The sequence below is a fragment of the Comamonas sp. Tr-654 genome (genome assembly GCF_011752915.1).
In the GTDB taxonomy this organism is placed as follows: Bacteria; Pseudomonadota; Gammaproteobacteria; order Burkholderiales; family Burkholderiaceae_C; genus Comamonas.
On sequence record NZ_VWWQ01000007.1, the window covers coordinates 75,806 to 93,334 of the forward strand.

Genomic DNA, 17,529 nt, shown 5'->3' on the forward strand with positions numbered 1-17,529 from the left:
GACGAAGCACCGCTCCAAACGGAACGGTCGGAAGCTCCGCCACCCACATAAGTTCACCACTCAGAAGCAGATCCTGCAATGGAAGGCAAGGCCGGCCGAGGGACGACATGTAGACGACAGGCATTGCCTGCAAGCTGTAAGGGGGATGCTGGATCGATGTGCACCACGGACAAGTCGCCGCTCAGGAGATACCGTCTGAAGCGGAGCTACAGCTCCTCGATGAAATGCAAACGACGTCTCTTGTAGTCCCTCGCGGAGGTGTCGCCACCAACGTCAGGTCCTGCATGCGAAGCTGTGTGATGTGAAACTCTTCGTCAAAGCGAAAGCAGCCTCATCGAATACCGCACAGCGTCGCTGAAGTGCAACTGGCGCAGGCGTTCGCCACGCTGAATGAGTCTCGGCATTTCAGGAATGAATGCGTGAAATTTGGAAGAGTTTTTAGAGTAAGAGGTTCGGTATGCGAGTGCTTTTGGTCGAAGATGAGCCGGAGATGGCTTCTGCTCTGCGTGATGCTCTGACTGCGCACAACATTCTGCTGGACCATGCAAAGAATCTGGCGGCCGCCGAGGCGATGGCAGCTGATCTGACTTACGACGTAATGATCTTGGACCGCCAGTTACCGGACGGTGAGGGGTTGGGCTTAATTCCAAAGCTGCGTGCGCAGGGGAACGCGCTTCCAATTTTGGTGCTGACAGCCAAAGGTGATATGCCAGACCGTGTAGAAGGCCTTAACAACGGGGCCGACGACTACCTCGGGAAACCATTCGCGGCCGAGGAACTGCTCGCTCGCCTTCGTGCTCTCATGCGCCGGCCTGCCAACGTGATGGAAGAGTCTGTCGAGGCTGGGCGCCTGCGATATGACTTCCTGAACCACGAAGCCAGCGTGAACACCGTGCTATTGGACTTAACCCGAAGAGAAGTCCTTGTGCTGGAGGCGTTGTTGCGTCGGTTTGGCCGTATGGTGCCCCGCTCAAGCCTCATGGAGTCAGTGTTCTCCATGGACGACGAGGTGTTGCCCAACGCGCTAGACACACATATTTCCCGTTTGAGGAGGAAGCTGGCGGATGCCAGTGCCGGGCTCACCATCAACAGCGTCAGAGGTGTGGGACATCTGCTGCGTGAAGAGCCATGACGATGCTCAATCCGAGATCATTGCGCTGGCAGTTGACCCTACGACTGACCGTTACACAGGCCGCGATTCTGGTAGCAGTACAACTGCTTTTCTTTGCTGCATATGGCATTGGCTGGTACCTAGGCTATCTGAACAATGGGATGTACGACTGGGCACATCCCCAGGCCATCGCAAATGCCATTCACAGGAATGAGGACGGTAACCTTCGTCTCGAGGAGACAGAAGAGCTACGGGCGTTGCGGGCATCGACGCCCGGCTTCTGGTTTGTGGCGAGGGACATGGAAGGACGCCAGTTGTCCGAAGGGCAACCTCCTGCACTGGTGGCGGATGCTGTTCCGTTGATGGACCTGATCGCATATGCCGACCTTGGGCAAGACGGCGAAAAGTCGGCACCAGCCTTAGCCACCGTCCAGTGGGCGGACTCACGTTTAGGCAAGATCAAGGTGATGAGTGCTGCGGGCGGGCGAGTGACCGTCGAGCAAATTCTTCGCTCCAGTAGCTCGATTGTGGCGTTAACCCTATACCTGGGGTTCATTGCCGTGATCGCCGTGCTATTGGCTACTCCTTTTGTCGTACGACGCGCATTTCGGGGGCTGGACTCTATTGCGGAGCAAACCGAGCAGATTGACATCGAGCAGATGGGAACGCGATTGAGCACGCGGGACGTGCCCCTAGAGATCACACCTTTCGTGAAAGCAGTGAATGACGCGCTGGTGCGCCTGGACAAGGGCTACGAAGGCCATAAACGCTTCCTGGCCGATGCAGCCCATGAAATGCGTACCCCCATTGCTATCCTCACGACCCGACTGGCTGCGCTTCCGCAGAGCCCACTTAAAAGTCGATTGCTGGAGGACTCTACGCGCCTTACCGCCATCGCAGGGCAGTTGCTTGATCTGCAGCGTATGGAGCAGCAAAAAGTGGCATTCCAGGATGTCGATCTTGTGGAACTGGCAGAGCGGGTTGTCATGGATCTTGCGCCACTAGCTTTCGGAGCGGGATACGAGCTGTCGTTTGAGCCAGAGGCAGAATTGGTCTTCGTCCTTGGGGATGCGGTCGCCATCGAGCGCGCGATAACCAACATTGTCCAGAACGCCATCAACTACGGAGGCCGCGAAGGGACGATTCTGGTGCGGGTGGCATCCATGGGCTGGGTCGAGGTCTGTGACGAAGGCCCCGGGATACCGGAGGCTGACCGGGAGCAGGTCTTCGAGGCCTTCCATCGGCTCAAGCAGGACGGTAGAGGTGTGGGACTGGGGTTGGACCTAGTGCAAAAGGTGATGCATTTGCATGGCGGTCGGGTAGAGCTGGCGCCCCGGAAGCCCAAGGGCGCTTGCTTCCGCTTGGTATTTCCGGGCCCTCTATGCGTATAGGTTGCTGGCTATCTCATTCTTGGCATTGAACTGCTGACGTCTGCTTTCAAGCTGCGTGCGCTTGTGTTATCCAACCACCATCCGATATGAGATGACCGGCATGGATGTACTGACCACTGGCTGCAACCGTTGGCAGCAGTCATTGGGCAGCGAGGGGCGAACGACAGCTACGGGTCGATTGCAGGCTGAAGCGAACGACTGCTGATGGGTGCTTCAGGTTTGTCGCGCTGCCCCATCAAGTCTGCCATCTTGCGATAGACCGCTCACGCTGCAAAGCAGACATCACCGGACAAAGCAATTACAGCAGCCTGCGGCCGCTAGCCCGCTCAAGCGTGACCGGTCGCAGCAGGCGGAATGGCCGCCAACAATGGCCGGCCTTCGCGAACTGACCCCAAGCAGCTCCTAAACCCCATTCAATTGGTTCCCACAAGGAACCAAGCATGTTCTTTAAATCTACTTTTTCCATTGATTGGAATCAATGACACTTCGTCATCGCGGTGCTGATGTGCCGCATCGATGGAGGATTTCTTATGGAAAAGGTGTTCGATCCCTTCGAGCTGAAGGGACTGGAACTCAAGAACCGAGTCGTGATGGCGCCGATGTCGCGGGCGCGCATCGTGGACTCGACACCTGATGCCGGTACGGCCCTGTACTACGGCCAGCGGGCGGGCGCGGGTCTCATCATTGCGGAGGGCGCGAACGTGTCGCCCCAGGCCTGCGGAACCATGGGAACGGCAGGCATTTACCTGCCCGAGCATGTGGCGGGCTGGCGCCTGACCACGCAAGCCGTGCACACAGCCGGTGGACGCATCTTTCTCCAGCTCGCTCATGCGGGCAGGGTGTCGCACATCTCGCTCCAGCCCGAAGGCGCTGCGCCGGTCAGCAGCACGTCCAAGCACGCACTGAACACGACCGTTTTCGGCATCAACGCTGCAGGACACACAGCCCCGCTGCAAACCTCGATGCCGCAATGCCTGACCGAACAAGAGCTGGCGGGCATTCGCTCGGACTTTGTGCGCGCCGCCAGGCTGGCCATGCAGGCAGGCTTTGACGGAGTCGAAATCCACGCAGGCAACGGCTTTCTGTTCGAGCAATTCATCAACGGTGCACTCAATGACCGGCAGGGCCTTTATGGTGGCGCCCCGGCAGCGCATCGCCTGCGCTTTCTGCTCGAAACACTGGACGCCGTGGCCTCTGCCATCGGACCTGATCACGTGGGCGTCAAGGTCACTCCATTCAGTCGCCTGGCCGACATGCCCTCCTATGAGGGAGAGACGCAGACTTGGCTGGCGTTTGCGAACGAGCCCTTGTTGGGCAGCCTCGCCTATGTGCACGCGGCTTTTGGTGACGTAGATGCCTCGTTTGCCCTGCAATTCAGACAGGCCTTGCGCGGGACCTTGATGCGGCCCTGCCACCCGGATGCAGCCGCCGCCAATGCCATGTTGGAGCAAGGCCTGGCCGATCTCGTCGTGATGGGCCGCCCCTTTATTTCCAATCCCGACCTGGTCGAGCGCATGCGCCACCGCTGGCCCCTGAGTCTTGCATCCGACACCACCGTGTATGGCGGCGGCTCGGCCGGCTACACCGACTACCCGTTCTACAAGCCTGCCCAAGAGGCAGACAACTCCAGCGCAGACGCGCCGGCCTGAGAAAGCAAGCCCATGCCAAGAACATCTATCGCCACACGCGATCAACTGCTGCGTGCCATTGATTCGGTCGCAGCCATCTTTAAAGGTGAAGCACAGGACCTGCCCGCAGGACTCTTCGCCGACGAACTGCAGCTCTCCACCAGCCATCGCGGCACCCACCAAGGCCGACGCGACGCACACCTGGCTTTGCGCGGAAGCCTGCTGCCGACCTTCGACATAGAGGTGACGAATATGGTCACGCTGGGTGACGCCCATCAAGCTAGCGCCAGCGCCTATATCGTGGGTAGCTCCATCAACGACGGCCATCCAATGCAGTTCGTGGGCGTCTTGGTGCTCCATCTGGCCGCCATAGACGGCAGCGCGCTCGTCACCGAACTGCGGCTTCAGCTGAACTCGGTGGAAGGCGCGGCAGGAACGCTGGCCGACTGGACACTGCCCGTGGCCTATCGTCAGTGGAAACCGGGCGACGCGCCGGCCGTGGTGTCCAGCGAACTCGATGCCCCCTGGCACCGCGTCCCCGACAACACCCTGGTGCTCAGCGACGAAGAGCAGATGGCCCAAGCCTGGTTCCGTTATGCATGGGGCCTGGACCAGGCCGACCATGGCTTGCTGGCCCGCAGTTTCACGCAGGACGCGAGAGCCGTCCTCCCCCCCATGGGGACCTTGAAAGGCCGGCGCATGCTGGTGTCCACACTCAAGGCCTTCCGCATGCCCTGGCCATGGATGCTGCATGCAGGCACCCCCATCGAAATCGAGCACACGCCAGGAAGTGCTCACGCACGTATGGTGCTTGGCCGTCTGATTCCTGGTCGCATGCGCCTGGAGGATGGCCGCCGACTCTATGGCGCGCACTACCAACTCGAATTGGTGCAATCCGCCAGCGGCGACTGGCTTTTGCACGACATGGACTACCACGAAGGCTGGGTCACCGAAACCCCTGCTCCTTGAACCGCCCAGCCTCCCCTCCCAACTACTTGAAAGACTGCAATGACCGACGGTATGCATAGCGCCCTGGCGAACCACCCAGGATTCAGCCGGGTATTCGGCAAGAACCGATTGACCATGGGATTCATCCTGCCTGTTGAAGGCTACCCGAACGCTGCCACGCCGACACTGGCCGACCATCTGGAGATGACTCGTCTTGCCGAAGAGCTGGGCTTTGCGGCTTTGTGGGCACGCGATGTGCCTCTGCTCGACCCCAGCTTCGGCGATGCTGGCCAGATGCTCGACCCCTATGTCTACCTGGGCTACCTGGCGGGCCAGACGCGCAAGATCGCTCTCGGTACGGCCAGCACGGTGCTCACCTTGCGCCATCCTATCCATACCGCCAAGGAAGCGTCATCGGTAGACTTTCTGTCCAACGGCCGTGTGGTGCTGGGCGTCGCATCCGGCGACCGACCGGTGGAATACCCGGCCTTCGGCCTGGAACACGAGTTCGAGTGCCGTGGCGAGCGCTTCCGCGAAGCCTTCTCTACCATCCGCGCTGTCACGGAGGGCAGTTTCGTTGAACATGCCAGCAGCCGCTTTGGCAGCATGAGCGGCCATGTGGACATGCTTCCCAAACCAGTCCATGGCAGGCTTCCCATGCTGGTCACCGGCCGCAGTCGACAGGATCTGCCCTGGATCGCCGAAAATGCCGATGGCTGGCTGTTCTACAACGTGCGCCTCGAACACCTGGGAGACCTGCTCAAGGAGTGGAACGGTGCAGTGCAGCTAGCTGCGGGTGCCGAGGCGTTCAAACCCTATGCCCAAGGATTCTTCTTCGACCTGACAGCCAACCCCAATGAGCCCTTGATGAGCATGGGTCCCTTGCTGCGCGGCGGACGAAACTCTTACATTGCGTTCCTGCGCCATGCCCAGGCTCTGGGCGTCAATCATGTCGCAATGAACCTCAAGGCCAGCCGCCGACCCGCCCGAGAGGTGCTGCAAGAGCTGGCTGAGCATGTTCTGCCTCTGTTTCCGAGCATCAACCCGTGAGGCCTTGATGTGTGAGCCGCTGGCCTCGCCGCGCCAGCGCGCCCAGCCGGCCTCAACCGGCCGCCGTATAGGCCGTCTTGATGGCGGTATAGAACTCACGCGCATAGGAGCCCTGCTCGCGCGCACCGTAGCTGGAACCCTTGCGGCCGCCGAATGGTGCGTGATAGTCCACGCCGGCAGTCGGCACATTGACCATCACCATGCCGGCAGCGGATCGGCGCTTGAAGTCGCTGGCGTACTTCAGCGATGTGGTGCAGATCCCGGAGGACAATCCGAACACGGTGTCGTTGGCAGTGTGAAGCGCCTCCTCGTAGTTTTCCACTCGGATGACAGACGCCACGGGACCGAAAATCTCATCGCGGTTGATCCGCATCGAGCTATCTGTCTCCGTCAGCAATGCCGGGCTGAGATAGAAACCCCGCGTGTCACGCTCCAGCAAGCTGCCGCCGCAGTAGAGACGGCCACCTTCCGCCACGCCGATTCGGATGTACTCCAGGTCCTGCTGCAGCTGATCCTCGCTGGCCACAGGGCCGATGTCCGTGCCTTGCTTCAAGGCATGGCCTATGCTCAGGGCAGACATCTGCTGCCGCATGGCCTCCACAAAGGCATCGTGAATACCCGCCTCCACAATCAGGCGACTGGAGCCGGTGCAGCGCTGCCCCGTCGAATAAAACGAGCCTTGGATGGCCACCGAGACTGCCGTTTGCAGGTCTGCATCGTCGAGCACCACCAACGGGTTCTTGCCTCCCATTTCCATCTGCACCTTGGCACCGCGCTCCATACAGGCAAGTCCGACCTGTCTGCCGGTCGTCGCCGAGCCGGTAAAGCTTAGAGCCCGAACCTTGGGGGCGTTCGCCAGCGTGTTGCCCACCTTGGAGCCAGGCCCCATGACCAGATTGAATACGCCAGGCGGCAAGCCTCCCACGCGGTCAATGATTTCAGTGAGAGCCCAGGCACTGCCGGGCACCAGGTCTGCAGGCTTGAACACCACGGTGTTACCGTAGGCCAGCGCAGGAGCAATCTTCCAGGCCGGAATGGCCAGCGGAAAATTCCACGGCGTAATGATCCCGACCACGCCCTCTGGCTCGCGTGTCACCTCCACCGACACACCCGGACGGATGGCGGGGAGTAGATCGCCGCCGCAGCGAAGGGCTTCGGCCGCAAAGTACTTGAAGATGCGCCCGGCCCGGGTCGCTTCGCCGATGCCTTCGGCCAGCGTCTTGCCCTCCTCGCGTGACAGCAAGTGACCGAGCTCCTTGGCGCTCGCCAAAATGGAGGAGCCTATGCGATCCAGGGCATCTGCCCGTTGTTCCGCAGTCCAGCCGGCCCATGCGGTACGGGCATCGAAGGCGGCATCGATTGCAGCTTGTGTCTGTGCTTCGTTGGCACCCACGTAGATACCGATCGAATCGGACAGATCGGAGGGGTTGAGGTTGTGCCTTTCGGTGACACCGTTGACCCAGTCACCGCCGACGTAGTTGTAATGAAGAGAGGAATTCATGGAAAGCTCGCGCAAAGGTGATGGTTCGCTCAGAAGGCTTGGGCGTAAAGGTTCATCGCATCCTCGTGTGTAATGGGACGCGGGTTGTGGACCAACAGCCGTTGAATTCCCATGACCTCCTGGGCCAGCAGCGCCAGATCATCCCGGGCGACACCGAGTTCACGCAAACTCTGGGCATACGGCATCTGGGCCACCAACTCCGACATTGCATCGACGAATGCCTCGGAGGCTGCGGCGTCGGAGGCAGTCTCCAGTTCAGGACGAATGCTGCGACCGAGCATGGCGTAGGTAGACTCTGCAGCCCGCAGGTTGAATCGCAGGATATGCGGCAGCATCAATGAATTCGATAGACCATGCGGGACGTGAAAGCGCACGCCAAGCGGGTAGGCGAATGCGTGGACCGCCCCCACCGAGGCATTGGCGAATGCCATGCCGGCAAACAGCGAGGCCAGCAGCATCTGCTCACGCACTTCCAGATTGCCGCCCTCCTTGACCGCCTTTGGAAGGTTATCGCAGATCATCTGCACTGCCTTGATAGCTAGCAAATCGGACAAGGGATTGCGTTTGAGACGGGTGGACAAGGATTCGATGGCATGCACCAAGGCATCGACTCCGGTTGCGCCGGTGACGGCTGGCGGCAATGCAATCGTCAACTGCGCATCCAGCAATGCGATGTCGGGTAAGAGCAAGGAGGAGAAAACGGCCTTTTTCTCTTCGGTCGGCGTGGTGACGACGGAAATGGGCGTGACCTCGGAGCCGGTGCCCGCCGTCGTGGGGATCTGGATCAGTGGCAAGCGCGGACCTCGCGCCAAGCCTGCGCCGTAGATAGCGGACAGCTCCTGCGGAGATCTGACCAGCAGTGCGACCAGCTTGGCGGTGTCCATTGAACTGCCGCCGCCGAATCCGATGACTCCGTCTGCACCGGCCTCGCTTGCTGCAGCGGCAGCTTGCACGATGACGGACTCGGGCGGATCAGCCTGCACTTCGCTGAATACCGTCACGGCAATATCCGCAGCCTTGAGCGAGTCCATGGCAGCGCTTGTCAAACCTGCCTGGTGCAGGCCTTTATCGGTCACGAAGAAGGCATGGCGAATGCCCAGATTGCGCGCCACTTCCCCCAGCTTGGTAATGGCACCGGTGTGACAGATGATGCGCGGCGTGGTTTCGAAATGGAAAGGATTCATGATGGAACTCCGGATGAGGTGGCCGGCCGGGCCGGCTCAAGACAATGCCTCTGCCTGTGCACAGAGGTGAAAAATCGACGCCGTTCGGCAGTCAGAACACTTGAAGAAAGCGCAGGTTCACGCGATGGGCCTCCTTGAAGCCGTTCTCGACCGACAGATCTCTGCCGTAAGTCACGGTGACTTGCTGTGTCGGGCTGAAGAAGTACGAGCCGCCCAGTTGCAGCCTGGTCGTGGATTGGCGATCCAGTTGGCGGCTGCCGTCGACTCGGTTCTCTCCGCCGCTGATGCGCTGCAAGCCGATCCTCAGGTCAGCGCCAGGGGCAAACTTGTAGCGAAGCAGGGATTGCAGGTTGTAGAGCGCGCTTTGCTTGCGCACCTGGCTCGCAACCCCGTAATCGTCGTTTCTTCCGTTCCACTGCACATCGGCGACCAGATCCAGGCTGAGCTTGTCTGTGAGACTCTGGACGTAGCCGGCCTGGAGCACGAATTTCCAGCGGTTCTCGCCGAGACTCAGCGGCTTGCTGTTGCCATACTGGCCCGTGGGAGCGATCAGGTAAGGCGCAATGCTGAACTGGCCTTTGGCGCCTGGCTGATTGAACCAGACAGGTGCGGCCAGAATCAGGTCCCCCACTCCGCTCTGGCTGCCCAGGGCGGCAATGTCTGCACCGGCATCGAGTTTGCCAAAGGGCAGCAAGACCTGGGGCGCCACAATGTAAGGACCGAGCTTCATATAGTGAACGGCGCGCAGAATACCGATATCCGACCTCAGCCGCGGCTCGCCTGGCACCCGCTCGCCATGGGCATAGGCATCTTTGCGCACGGCATGCTGGTAATAAACCAACATCAGATTGGTGCCGGCAGGCGCGACCTCGAAGTCTCCTGCATCGATATCGATGGCGTGTGCAGCGGGCGTGCAGAGCACGCAGGCCATGGCTGCGGCCAGGGTCTTGGACTTTTTCACTGTTTGTCTCCCAACTAGGGCTATTGTTTGAGGTGTGCAGCGGCCTGCGAACCAGTGCAGTCGCAGCGCCTGCAGACATCTGGGGGGGCGAAAGTTCTTGGAAATTGCAATGCGGATCGGCCGATGCCGCGGAGCATTCGCTCGGCGCGTCTTCTCATGGCTTATGGCCTGGCGCAGGGACAACAAAGCTTTGCGACTCATCCGCTGGCCAACATCGACTGGCTGCACTTGCTCAATGGCCGGGGCGCGCTCCAGGCAGTACCGCCCAGGCTAGCGCTTGTCAGCGGGGCTCCACCTCAGGGCGTGCCGGCATGACCGATGCTCACGCGCGTGGCAAGCATCCGGGCTTCGAGCGCTGCCTTGCGCTGCGCCTCATCCCAGTCGGGGGCGGCACACATGAACAGCGTCTTGCCGTCATCGCCACCCAGGGCCACGGCAAACACCCCCTCTGGAGTTGTTTCCACGGTATCCAGGATCTCGCCACCCTCCGCGATGCGAACGGCGCGCTTGTTCAGCGTGTCCGCAAACCAGACTGCGCCACTGGCATCCAGGGTCAGTCCATCGGGATAGATCCGGGCCTTCTCCAAGCGCATTCCCAGGTCGGGTTCATCGCCCAGGTCGCCGAAGCTGGCGAAATCGCGGCGCGGACCCAGGGCTCCATCGGCCAGGATGTCGAACTGGGAAATGCGATTACCGAAGAGTTCATTGACGATCAGGGTTCTGCCGTCGGGCGTGACAACCATGCCATTGGGAAAGTGCAGGCCCTGTGCGACCACCTTGGCACTGCCATCGGGGCTGACCAGAACCAGTCCGGTTTTCCGATGGGGAGCACCGCCCATCAGATCGAATCCGAAGTTGCCGACATAGGCGTTGCCATTGGGCGCTACCACCATGTCGTTGGCGTGGCCTTCGCAGAGATCCCATAGATCTGCATGAACCACCAGGCGCCCGTCCGCCTCCTGGCGCAGCACCTTGCGGTCCTTCATGGACACCACCAGCATGCGACCATCAGGCAACCAGCCCAGACCCGAAGGCTGATGCTCGACATGCACGATCTTCTCGGCGCCGCCACCCGGCGTGACCCGGTAAACGCCGCAGGTATAGAAGTCCACGAACCACAGTGCCCCCTGATACCAGCGGGGGCCTTCCAGGTAGGTGAATCCGTCGACCACGGTAACCACTTCGCGTTGTTTCATTTTCTCGTCTCCTTTGGATAGCGCATCGATGAGGCGCCTTCTTCGTTGAAATTCACTTGATGCCAGAGGGGTCTCTGCAGCAGCCTCGAGAACCTCGGCCAGCACCTACCTTCAAGAGCCATGCCAGTTCTGCAAGACAGAAAACGAAAGGGTTTCCCCGTGAAAAAACACGGATTTGAAGCAACGGGAAGTCAGATCAGTCCCATCGTCGGACACAAGTGTTTTATGCCCCGCTGGCAGGCTGTCCACAGGCCAAACAGCTCCTGTCCGATCACAAGTCTTGACCCATAATCAAGAAAAAATACACGTGCTTTGGCGGCGAGCAGCGCCAGCTCACGAGGATGGAGACAGCGATGAGTGCAAGCAATCCATATGTGGGTTACGACAAGGATGTGCGCGGTGTCGGCAATCTGTGGGAACGGTTTCAGGCAGGACTGGTGAGCCCCGAAGAGGCCTCCAGCCCCTACTACCGGATGCTGCTGCAGGAATGGCGACGCTGCACCGCCCTAGGGGTCGACCTGGCCATGACCATGGCTCGCAGGCTCAGCGACGATGAGGTTCAGGAGCGTCTGCGTGCCAGCCAGTTGATGCTGGAGACCTATCTGCCCCTGATTGAGAGCCTCAACCCGTTTCTCGATGGGCACTCCAGCATGATGATGCTGACAGATGCCTCGGGGTGCATCCTGCACATGGCCGGCACCGAGCAGGCTCTGGACCAAGCTGCAGCTCACTCGGGCATCGTGATCGGGTCCCGCTGGGAAGAGTCACAGGCGGGCAACAATGGCATGGGCTCGGTGCTGGCCAAGCGCCAGCCGGTGCATGTGTTTGCCACCGAGCATTTTTGCGAAGGCCTGCAGCGCTGGTCCTGCTCTGCTGCCCCCGTGTTCGATGTGGATGGCCAGACCATCATCGGCACCATCAATTTCACGACGGAAGAATCCACCTTCAAGGGTGATGCCTTGATGTTGCCCGTCTCCCTGGCACATTCTCTGCGCGGACGTCTGGCGCTTCAGCGCGAGCAGGATCGCAATCGTCTGCTGGCGATCTTCGAGGAGGAAAGCAGGCGCAGCCCACACGAAAAGATGCTGGTCGTGGACCATGCAGGCCGTCCCATCAGTCACTCGCAAACCGAGGCCGGGCATGCGATAGCGGCACGCTGGTGGGCGGGCGAGCGCGGCCACGAACGCGTCTCTCGCTCCACCGACATCACATCGCCGGTCACCGGCGAGAACATTGGCAAGATCCTGCGCTTTTCGCCGCTGAAGCCGCAGGGCTACGAGAGAATTTTTCAGTCCGGCCTGGCGGACTCGGCCCAGCACACCCCCAGGATGATGCGTTTCGGACAGTTCCTGTCCTGTGATCCAGAGACCATCAACACCCTGGAGACATTGGAGCGGATTGCGCGCGCCGACGTCAATGTCTTGCTGCATGGAGAGACGGGCACGGGCAAAGAGCTGATTGCCCGCCACATTCATGTCGCGAGCCGCCGGCGCGATGCGCCCTACCTTGCCATCAACTGCGGTGCAATCAGCTCGGAGTTGCTGGAGAGCACTTTTTTTGGCTATGTGCGCGGAGCATTCTCCGGGGCCGATCCCAAGGGCCGCGCCGGCTACTTTGAATCGGTGGGCGAAGGCACCTTGTTTCTGGACGAGATCGGCGAGCTGCCCTTGGCCATGCAAGCGGCATTGTTGCGGGTGCTGGAAGACGGAAGCTTTCTGCGTGTGGGCTCATCGACCCCGCAGCGCGCCTCGTGCCGCATTATCGCGGCCACGCACCGCAACCTGGAGGAACTCATCGCACAGGGCCAGTTTCGCCAGGATCTCTACTACCGTCTCAAGATCGTTCAGAAAAGGCTCAAGCCGATACGGGAACGCACCTGTGACATCGCCTTGCTGGCAGAGCAATTCAAGTCTGCGCTGGCGCAAAAGCATCAGATCCCGAACGTGCAAATCCACCCCGAGGCCATGGCAGTCATGGAGCGCTACCAGTGGCCAGGCAATGCGCGCGAAATCCGCAATGTGATGGAAGCTGCACTGATCTGCTCCGATGGCGAAATCACGCTCGCCAGCCTGCCCCCCGAAGTATCTGAGAGCCCCACAGATCCTCTGCAAAGCCGGGAGCCCGAAGCGAATAGCGAGATGCCTCCAGACACCGGCAACGACTATGAACGGCAACTCATCGTGGGTTTGCTGCGCAAGTACCGAAAGGTCAATCATGTTGCGCGGGCCCTGGGCCTCGCGCGCTCCACCCTCTATCGGAAATTCGCGGACTTGGGCATTGACCAACGCGAGTATGTCAACGATCTGTCCGATTGACACTGCTGCGCCCTGCGCTTGAGGCAGCGCAGCATCGTCGGAACGCGGGCAACGCCAGAGGCAGCCATCCTCGACATCGGCTGCCGCTCGGTGTTGTTGGTCGGCTGCAAGCGCCTGCAGCACCAGCCCGTCCAGTCCAGTCCAGTCCAATCCAGGTTCCAGGATCTCCTTGCAATGCTTTCGCAGCGCGCTGTTGCAGTGGCGCGGGACTTCTTGCAATGAGGGCCAGCTGGGCTGGTGCTTCAAAACAAGCGCCCTGCCCCAGGACGTCGCTGGTGACGGACAGCCTGCCTGAGCCACCTGGTCTTGTCCACCATGCGCGCGATCTGAGCTCTTTCCTGTCGGGAGCATCGTCGTCCCGTCCCGCTCAAACCCAGTTCCACAGGGTCGGCCTGGGCCACCGATCGCTGCGCAGACAGCGATAGGCAGGCTCTCGTATATCGGACAGTGCTGCGCTACACCACGAGACACAAGTGTCCGGCGCGTGGCACGCAGCGGCCTTTGCAGCGCACGTTGCATGCTTTGGGCACATGGAAACCCTCGGTTTTCCCGAGCCAGAGACCTGGCACAAGTCTTGATAACTCCTGAGTGACTGATGCAACGCATCTCAGTCCGGGAGCGTGGACGACTCGCTCCTGAACTTCAATTATTTAGGAGACCCATATGACTACCATGACCACCGAACAACTCGGCATGAACAACTCTGTCAATGACAAGCTTGACGTTTTGCTCATCGGCGCCGGCTTCACCGGTCTCTACCAGCTCTATCACCTGCGCAAGCTGGGCTATAAGGTTCATCTCGTCGACGCCGGTGCCGATATTGGCGGGATCTGGCATTGGAACTGCTACCCCGGAGCGCGTGTGGATACCCACTGCCAGATCTACCAGTACTCCATTCCCGAGTTGTGGCAGGAGTTCAACTGGAAAGAGCTGTTCCCTAACTGGGCGCAAATGCGCGAGTATTTCCACTTTGCCGACAAGAAGCTCGACCTGAGCAAGGACATCAGCTTCAACACCCGTGTGCAGTCGGCCGTCTTTGACGAAGGCACACGCGAATGGACGGTACGCTCGATCGGACACCAGCCCATACAGGCCAGGTTCGTCATCGCCAACCTTGGCTTCGGTGCCAGCCCCAGCACGCCCAATGTCGATGGCATCGAGACATTCAAGGGCCAGTGGTATCACACAGCCCTGTGGCCCCAGGAAGGCGTGGACATGGCCGGCAAGCGCGTGGCCATCATTGGCACCGGCTCCAGCGGGGTTCAGGTGGCCCAGGAGGCAGCCCTTGATGCGAAACAGGTGACGGTCTACCAGCGCACGCCCAACCTGGCCTTGCCCATGCATCAGAAGCAGCTCAGCGCCGAGGATAATCTGCGCATGAAGCCCGAGCTGCCCGCAGCGTTCGACAGGCGCGGCAAGTGCTTCGCCGGCTTCGACTTCGACTTCATCGCCAAGAACGCGACCGAGCTGTCCGCTACGGAGCGCACAGAGATCCTGGAAGAGCTGTGGAACGCCGGCGGCTTCCGCTACTGGCTGGCCAATTTCCAGGACTATCTGTTCGATGACAAGGCCAACGATTACGTCTACGAGTTCTGGCGCGACAAGGTCCGCGCCCGCATCAAGGACCCGAAAGTGGCCGAGAAGCTCGCCCCCATGAAGAAGCCGCATCCTTACGGAGCCAAGCGCCCTTCGCTGGAGCAGTGGTACTACGAGATCTTCAATCAGAACAACGTCAAGCTGGTGGATGTCAACGAAACGCCAGTGCTTCGCATCACCGAGAAAGGCATCGTGACTGCTGAGGGCGAAACCGAATTCGACCTGATCGTGTTCGCGACTGGCTTCGACGCAGTGACCGGGGGACTCACCAGCATCGACTTCCGCAACAACCAGGGCCAGAGCTTCAAGGATGTGTGGTCTGACGGAATCCGCACCCAGCTGGGAGTGGCCACGGCAGGCTTTCCCAACTTGCTCTTCGGCTACGGACCTCAATCGCCTGCTGGCTTCTGCAACGGTCCGTCGAGTGCCGAATACCAGGGCGATCTGCTGATCCAGCTGATGAACTACCTGCGCGTCAACAATATCTCGCGCATCGAAGCCCAGTCCGAGGCACAGGAAGAATGGAGCAAGCTGATCGCAGACTTCTGGGACAGCTCGCTGTTCCCCCGCGCAAAGTCCTGGTACCAAGGCTCCAACATCCCAGGCAAGAAAGTCGAGAGCCTGAACTTCCCGCTGGGGCTGCCAACCTATATATCCAAATTCAACGAAAGCGCTGAAAAAGGATATGCAGGCTTCTCGCTGGCCAGCTAAGACTCTGTTGTGCAACTCCTGGAGACAAGCATATGGGACGTGTAAATGACAAAGTGGTTCTCGTCACTGGCGGCGCCATGGGAATGGGCCTGACCCATTGCACCTTGCTGGCCCGCGAGGGGGCCACCGTCTACCTCAGCGACATGAATGAGGAACTGGGCCACCAAGCCGTAGCGGACATCCGTCGGCAAGGTGGCAAGGCCCACTTCCTGCACCTGGACGTGACCAACGAGAATCACTGGACAGGTGCCGTGGACACCATCCTCGCCGAGTCCGACCGGCTGGACGCGCTGGTCAACAACGCCGGCATTCTGACCCTCAAGCCCGTTCAGGACACCAGCAACGAGGAATGGGATCGCATCTTTGAAATCAATGTCCGCAGCGTGTTCCTGGGCACGCGCGCAGTGATCGAGCCCATGCGACAAGCCCATCAAGGCTGCATCGTCAATGTGTCGTCCATCTACGGCCTGGTGGGTGCGCCGGGAGCTGCGGCCTACGAGGCCTCCAAAGGCGCGGTGCGTTTGTTTACCAAGGCTTGCGCGGTGGACCTGGCACCGTTCAATATTCGGGTCAACTCGGTCCACCCGGGGGTGATCGCGACCCCCATGACGCAGCAGATCTTGGACGACCCACAGAGCGCACGTGCGCTTCTGGGCCCCACGCTGCTGGGTCGTGCGGCCCAGCCGATGGAGGTCTCCCAGGCGGTGCTTTTCCTGGTCTCGGACGAGGCCTCGTTCGTGCATGGCTCCGAACTCATCGTCGACGGTGGGTACACGGCGAACTGAGAAGGCGCATCCTCGGCATGCGCTGCTGACTCTGAAGCAGCGACTGTGCGCATCGATCCGTCGGACGCACGGTCGCTTTTCAGCCGGGCTGAGCACACTGGCAGCGACAGCTGCTGCTGCCGTCTGCAAAGCCGAAGCTCCTAAACCGCTCTTCGCGCGCCAGGGATGGTGCTCACACACCCGGCCGGCAGGTTCGGGCCTGGCATGCTCAGATGGTTCTTATCGCGCCGTTCGATGCCTTCTGTACCTGCGCGAGTTCCTCGACAAGGATGGCGTGGAAATGCATAAGCGCGGCGCTGACGGGCCGGTCCACGCGACGAACCCATTGGCGCCATATCGTGAGATTGTCGATGGGCCCAGCGATGCAGCCGAGCAGATCCGCATCCTGACTGACAGCGGAATAAGGAGATACATGCGCCCCCACTCCGCGACTGACCAGCGCTTTGATCAGTTGCAACGCCTCGGCCTCCACCACGACATTGAGCGTCAACCCTGCATCGCGGGCCCGCTCCTCCAATAGCAAGCGCATGGTGTTGGAACGATCGGGTTGCACGAGAGGTCGCAGCGCCACATCGCTGAGCGAAAAGTGCGCCGGAGCCGGCGCGTTTTCTCCCGCCGAAGCCTCCAGCAACCACAACTGCTCCTCGAACAGGGCTTGCACGGAAAGCAGCGGATTGCTCTCCTCACCGGTGAGTAGTGCAGCATCAAGCCGATCCCCGAGGAGGTCGTCGCGCAAGCTTTGGCTATAGCCCTCCCTGAAACTGAGTGCGACTTGAGGATATCGCTGACGGAAGGTAGCCACCACATTGCCAATCAGCAAGCTGCCTACTGACGGAGGAAACCCGATGCGCAAATGTCCCACCACCGCCTCGCTCGTAGCAATGACTTCTGATCGCACTTGCGCGAGGTCTCGAAAAAGCGTCTGGGCTCCGGACACCATCCGATGTCCGGCTGCGGTCAATTCCGCACCACGGCTATGACGAAGCAACAACTGCACGCCCAGCTCTTCCTCCAATAGGCGTACCTGCCGAGTCACGGCAGGCTGCGCAATATGAAGAGCTGCCGCCGCCTTGGTGAAGCTGCTCAGCTCGGCCACGCGCAGGAAGTATCGGAGTTGAACCAGGTCCAAAGCAGTCATCCATATCAAACTTT

The 17,529-nt window shown here is 60.4% G+C and carries 13 protein-coding genes; 8 read left to right on the forward strand and 5 right to left on the reverse strand.

Going from position 1 to position 17,529, the window contains the following annotated elements; translation table 11 throughout:
* Positions 1-457: 457 nt before the first annotated feature.
* The 5 genes from F3J24_RS20245 (at position 458) to F3J24_RS20265 (ending at position 6,128) form a co-directional block, all read left to right on the forward strand.
* Positions 458-1,132: a response regulator transcription factor gene (locus F3J24_RS20245; protein WP_167010107.1), complete on the forward strand. Its 675-nt coding sequence runs from the start codon at positions 458-460 to the stop codon at positions 1,130-1,132.
* A complete protein-coding gene (locus F3J24_RS20250; protein WP_205244876.1) occupies positions 1,129-2,502 on the forward strand; it encodes a HAMP domain-containing sensor histidine kinase in 1,374 nt (457 codons plus the stop codon). Before F3J24_RS20245 ends, F3J24_RS20250 begins: the two co-directional genes overlap by 4 nt.
* Before the next feature lie 530 nt (positions 2,503-3,032).
* Complete coding sequence (locus F3J24_RS20255) at positions 3,033-4,151, forward strand: alkene reductase (protein ID WP_167010109.1); 1,119 nt, start codon at positions 3,033-3,035, stop codon at positions 4,149-4,151.
* A gap of 12 nt (positions 4,152-4,163) precedes the next feature.
* Positions 4,164-5,099 (forward strand): nuclear transport factor 2 family protein, encoded by a 936-nt coding sequence (locus F3J24_RS20260; RefSeq protein ID WP_167010111.1) that lies wholly within the window; start codon positions 4,164-4,166, stop codon positions 5,097-5,099.
* A 39-nt stretch (positions 5,100-5,138) separates the two neighbouring features.
* Complete coding sequence (locus F3J24_RS20265) at positions 5,139-6,128, forward strand: LLM class oxidoreductase (RefSeq protein ID WP_205244877.1); 990 nt, start codon at positions 5,139-5,141, stop codon at positions 6,126-6,128.
* Positions 6,129-6,180: 52 nt separating this feature from the next.
* Here the strand turns inward: F3J24_RS20265 and F3J24_RS20270 are convergent, their stop codons facing one another.
* The 4 genes from F3J24_RS20270 to F3J24_RS20285 form a co-directional block, all read right to left on the reverse strand.
* On the reverse strand, positions 6,181-7,629 hold the full coding sequence (locus tag F3J24_RS20270) for an aldehyde dehydrogenase family protein (protein WP_167010113.1): 1,449 nt from the start codon (positions 7,627-7,629) through the stop codon (positions 6,181-6,183).
* A gap of 29 nt (positions 7,630-7,658) precedes the next feature.
* Positions 7,659-8,813 (reverse strand): iron-containing alcohol dehydrogenase, encoded by a 1,155-nt coding sequence (locus tag F3J24_RS20275; RefSeq protein WP_167010115.1) that lies wholly within the window; start codon positions 8,811-8,813, stop codon positions 7,659-7,661.
* 91 nt (positions 8,814-8,904) lie between these two features.
* The gene (locus tag F3J24_RS20280) at positions 8,905-9,774 is read right to left on the reverse strand and encodes a transporter (RefSeq protein ID WP_205244878.1); all 870 of its coding nucleotides are present in this window, start codon (positions 9,772-9,774) and stop codon (positions 8,905-8,907) included.
* A 296-nt stretch (positions 9,775-10,070) separates the two neighbouring features.
* Positions 10,071-10,970: an SMP-30/gluconolactonase/LRE family protein gene (locus F3J24_RS20285; protein ID WP_167010118.1), complete on the reverse strand. Its 900-nt coding sequence runs from the start codon at positions 10,968-10,970 to the stop codon at positions 10,071-10,073.
* A gap of 353 nt (positions 10,971-11,323) precedes the next feature.
* Here F3J24_RS20285 and F3J24_RS20290 point away from each other — a divergent pair, with 353 nt between their 5' ends.
* The 3 genes from F3J24_RS20290 to F3J24_RS20300 all read left to right on the forward strand — a co-directional run bounded on the left by F3J24_RS20290 (position 11,324) and on the right by F3J24_RS20300 (position 16,377).
* The gene (locus F3J24_RS20290) at positions 11,324-13,285 is read left to right on the forward strand and encodes a sigma-54-dependent Fis family transcriptional regulator (RefSeq protein WP_167010120.1); all 1,962 of its coding nucleotides are present in this window, start codon (positions 11,324-11,326) and stop codon (positions 13,283-13,285) included.
* A 663-nt stretch (positions 13,286-13,948) separates the two neighbouring features.
* A complete protein-coding gene (locus F3J24_RS20295; protein WP_167010122.1) occupies positions 13,949-15,592 on the forward strand; it encodes an NAD(P)/FAD-dependent oxidoreductase in 1,644 nt (547 codons plus the stop codon).
* A gap of 32 nt (positions 15,593-15,624) precedes the next feature.
* Positions 15,625-16,377: an SDR family oxidoreductase gene (locus F3J24_RS20300; RefSeq protein ID WP_167010124.1), complete on the forward strand. Its 753-nt coding sequence runs from the start codon at positions 15,625-15,627 to the stop codon at positions 16,375-16,377.
* Positions 16,378-16,585: 208 nt separating this feature from the next.
* Here F3J24_RS20300 and F3J24_RS20305 read toward each other — a convergent pair whose 3' ends face one another.
* Positions 16,586-17,506 (reverse strand): LysR family transcriptional regulator, encoded by a 921-nt coding sequence (locus F3J24_RS20305; RefSeq protein WP_167010126.1) that lies wholly within the window; start codon positions 17,504-17,506, stop codon positions 16,586-16,588.
* Positions 17,507-17,529 lie beyond the last annotated feature (23 nt).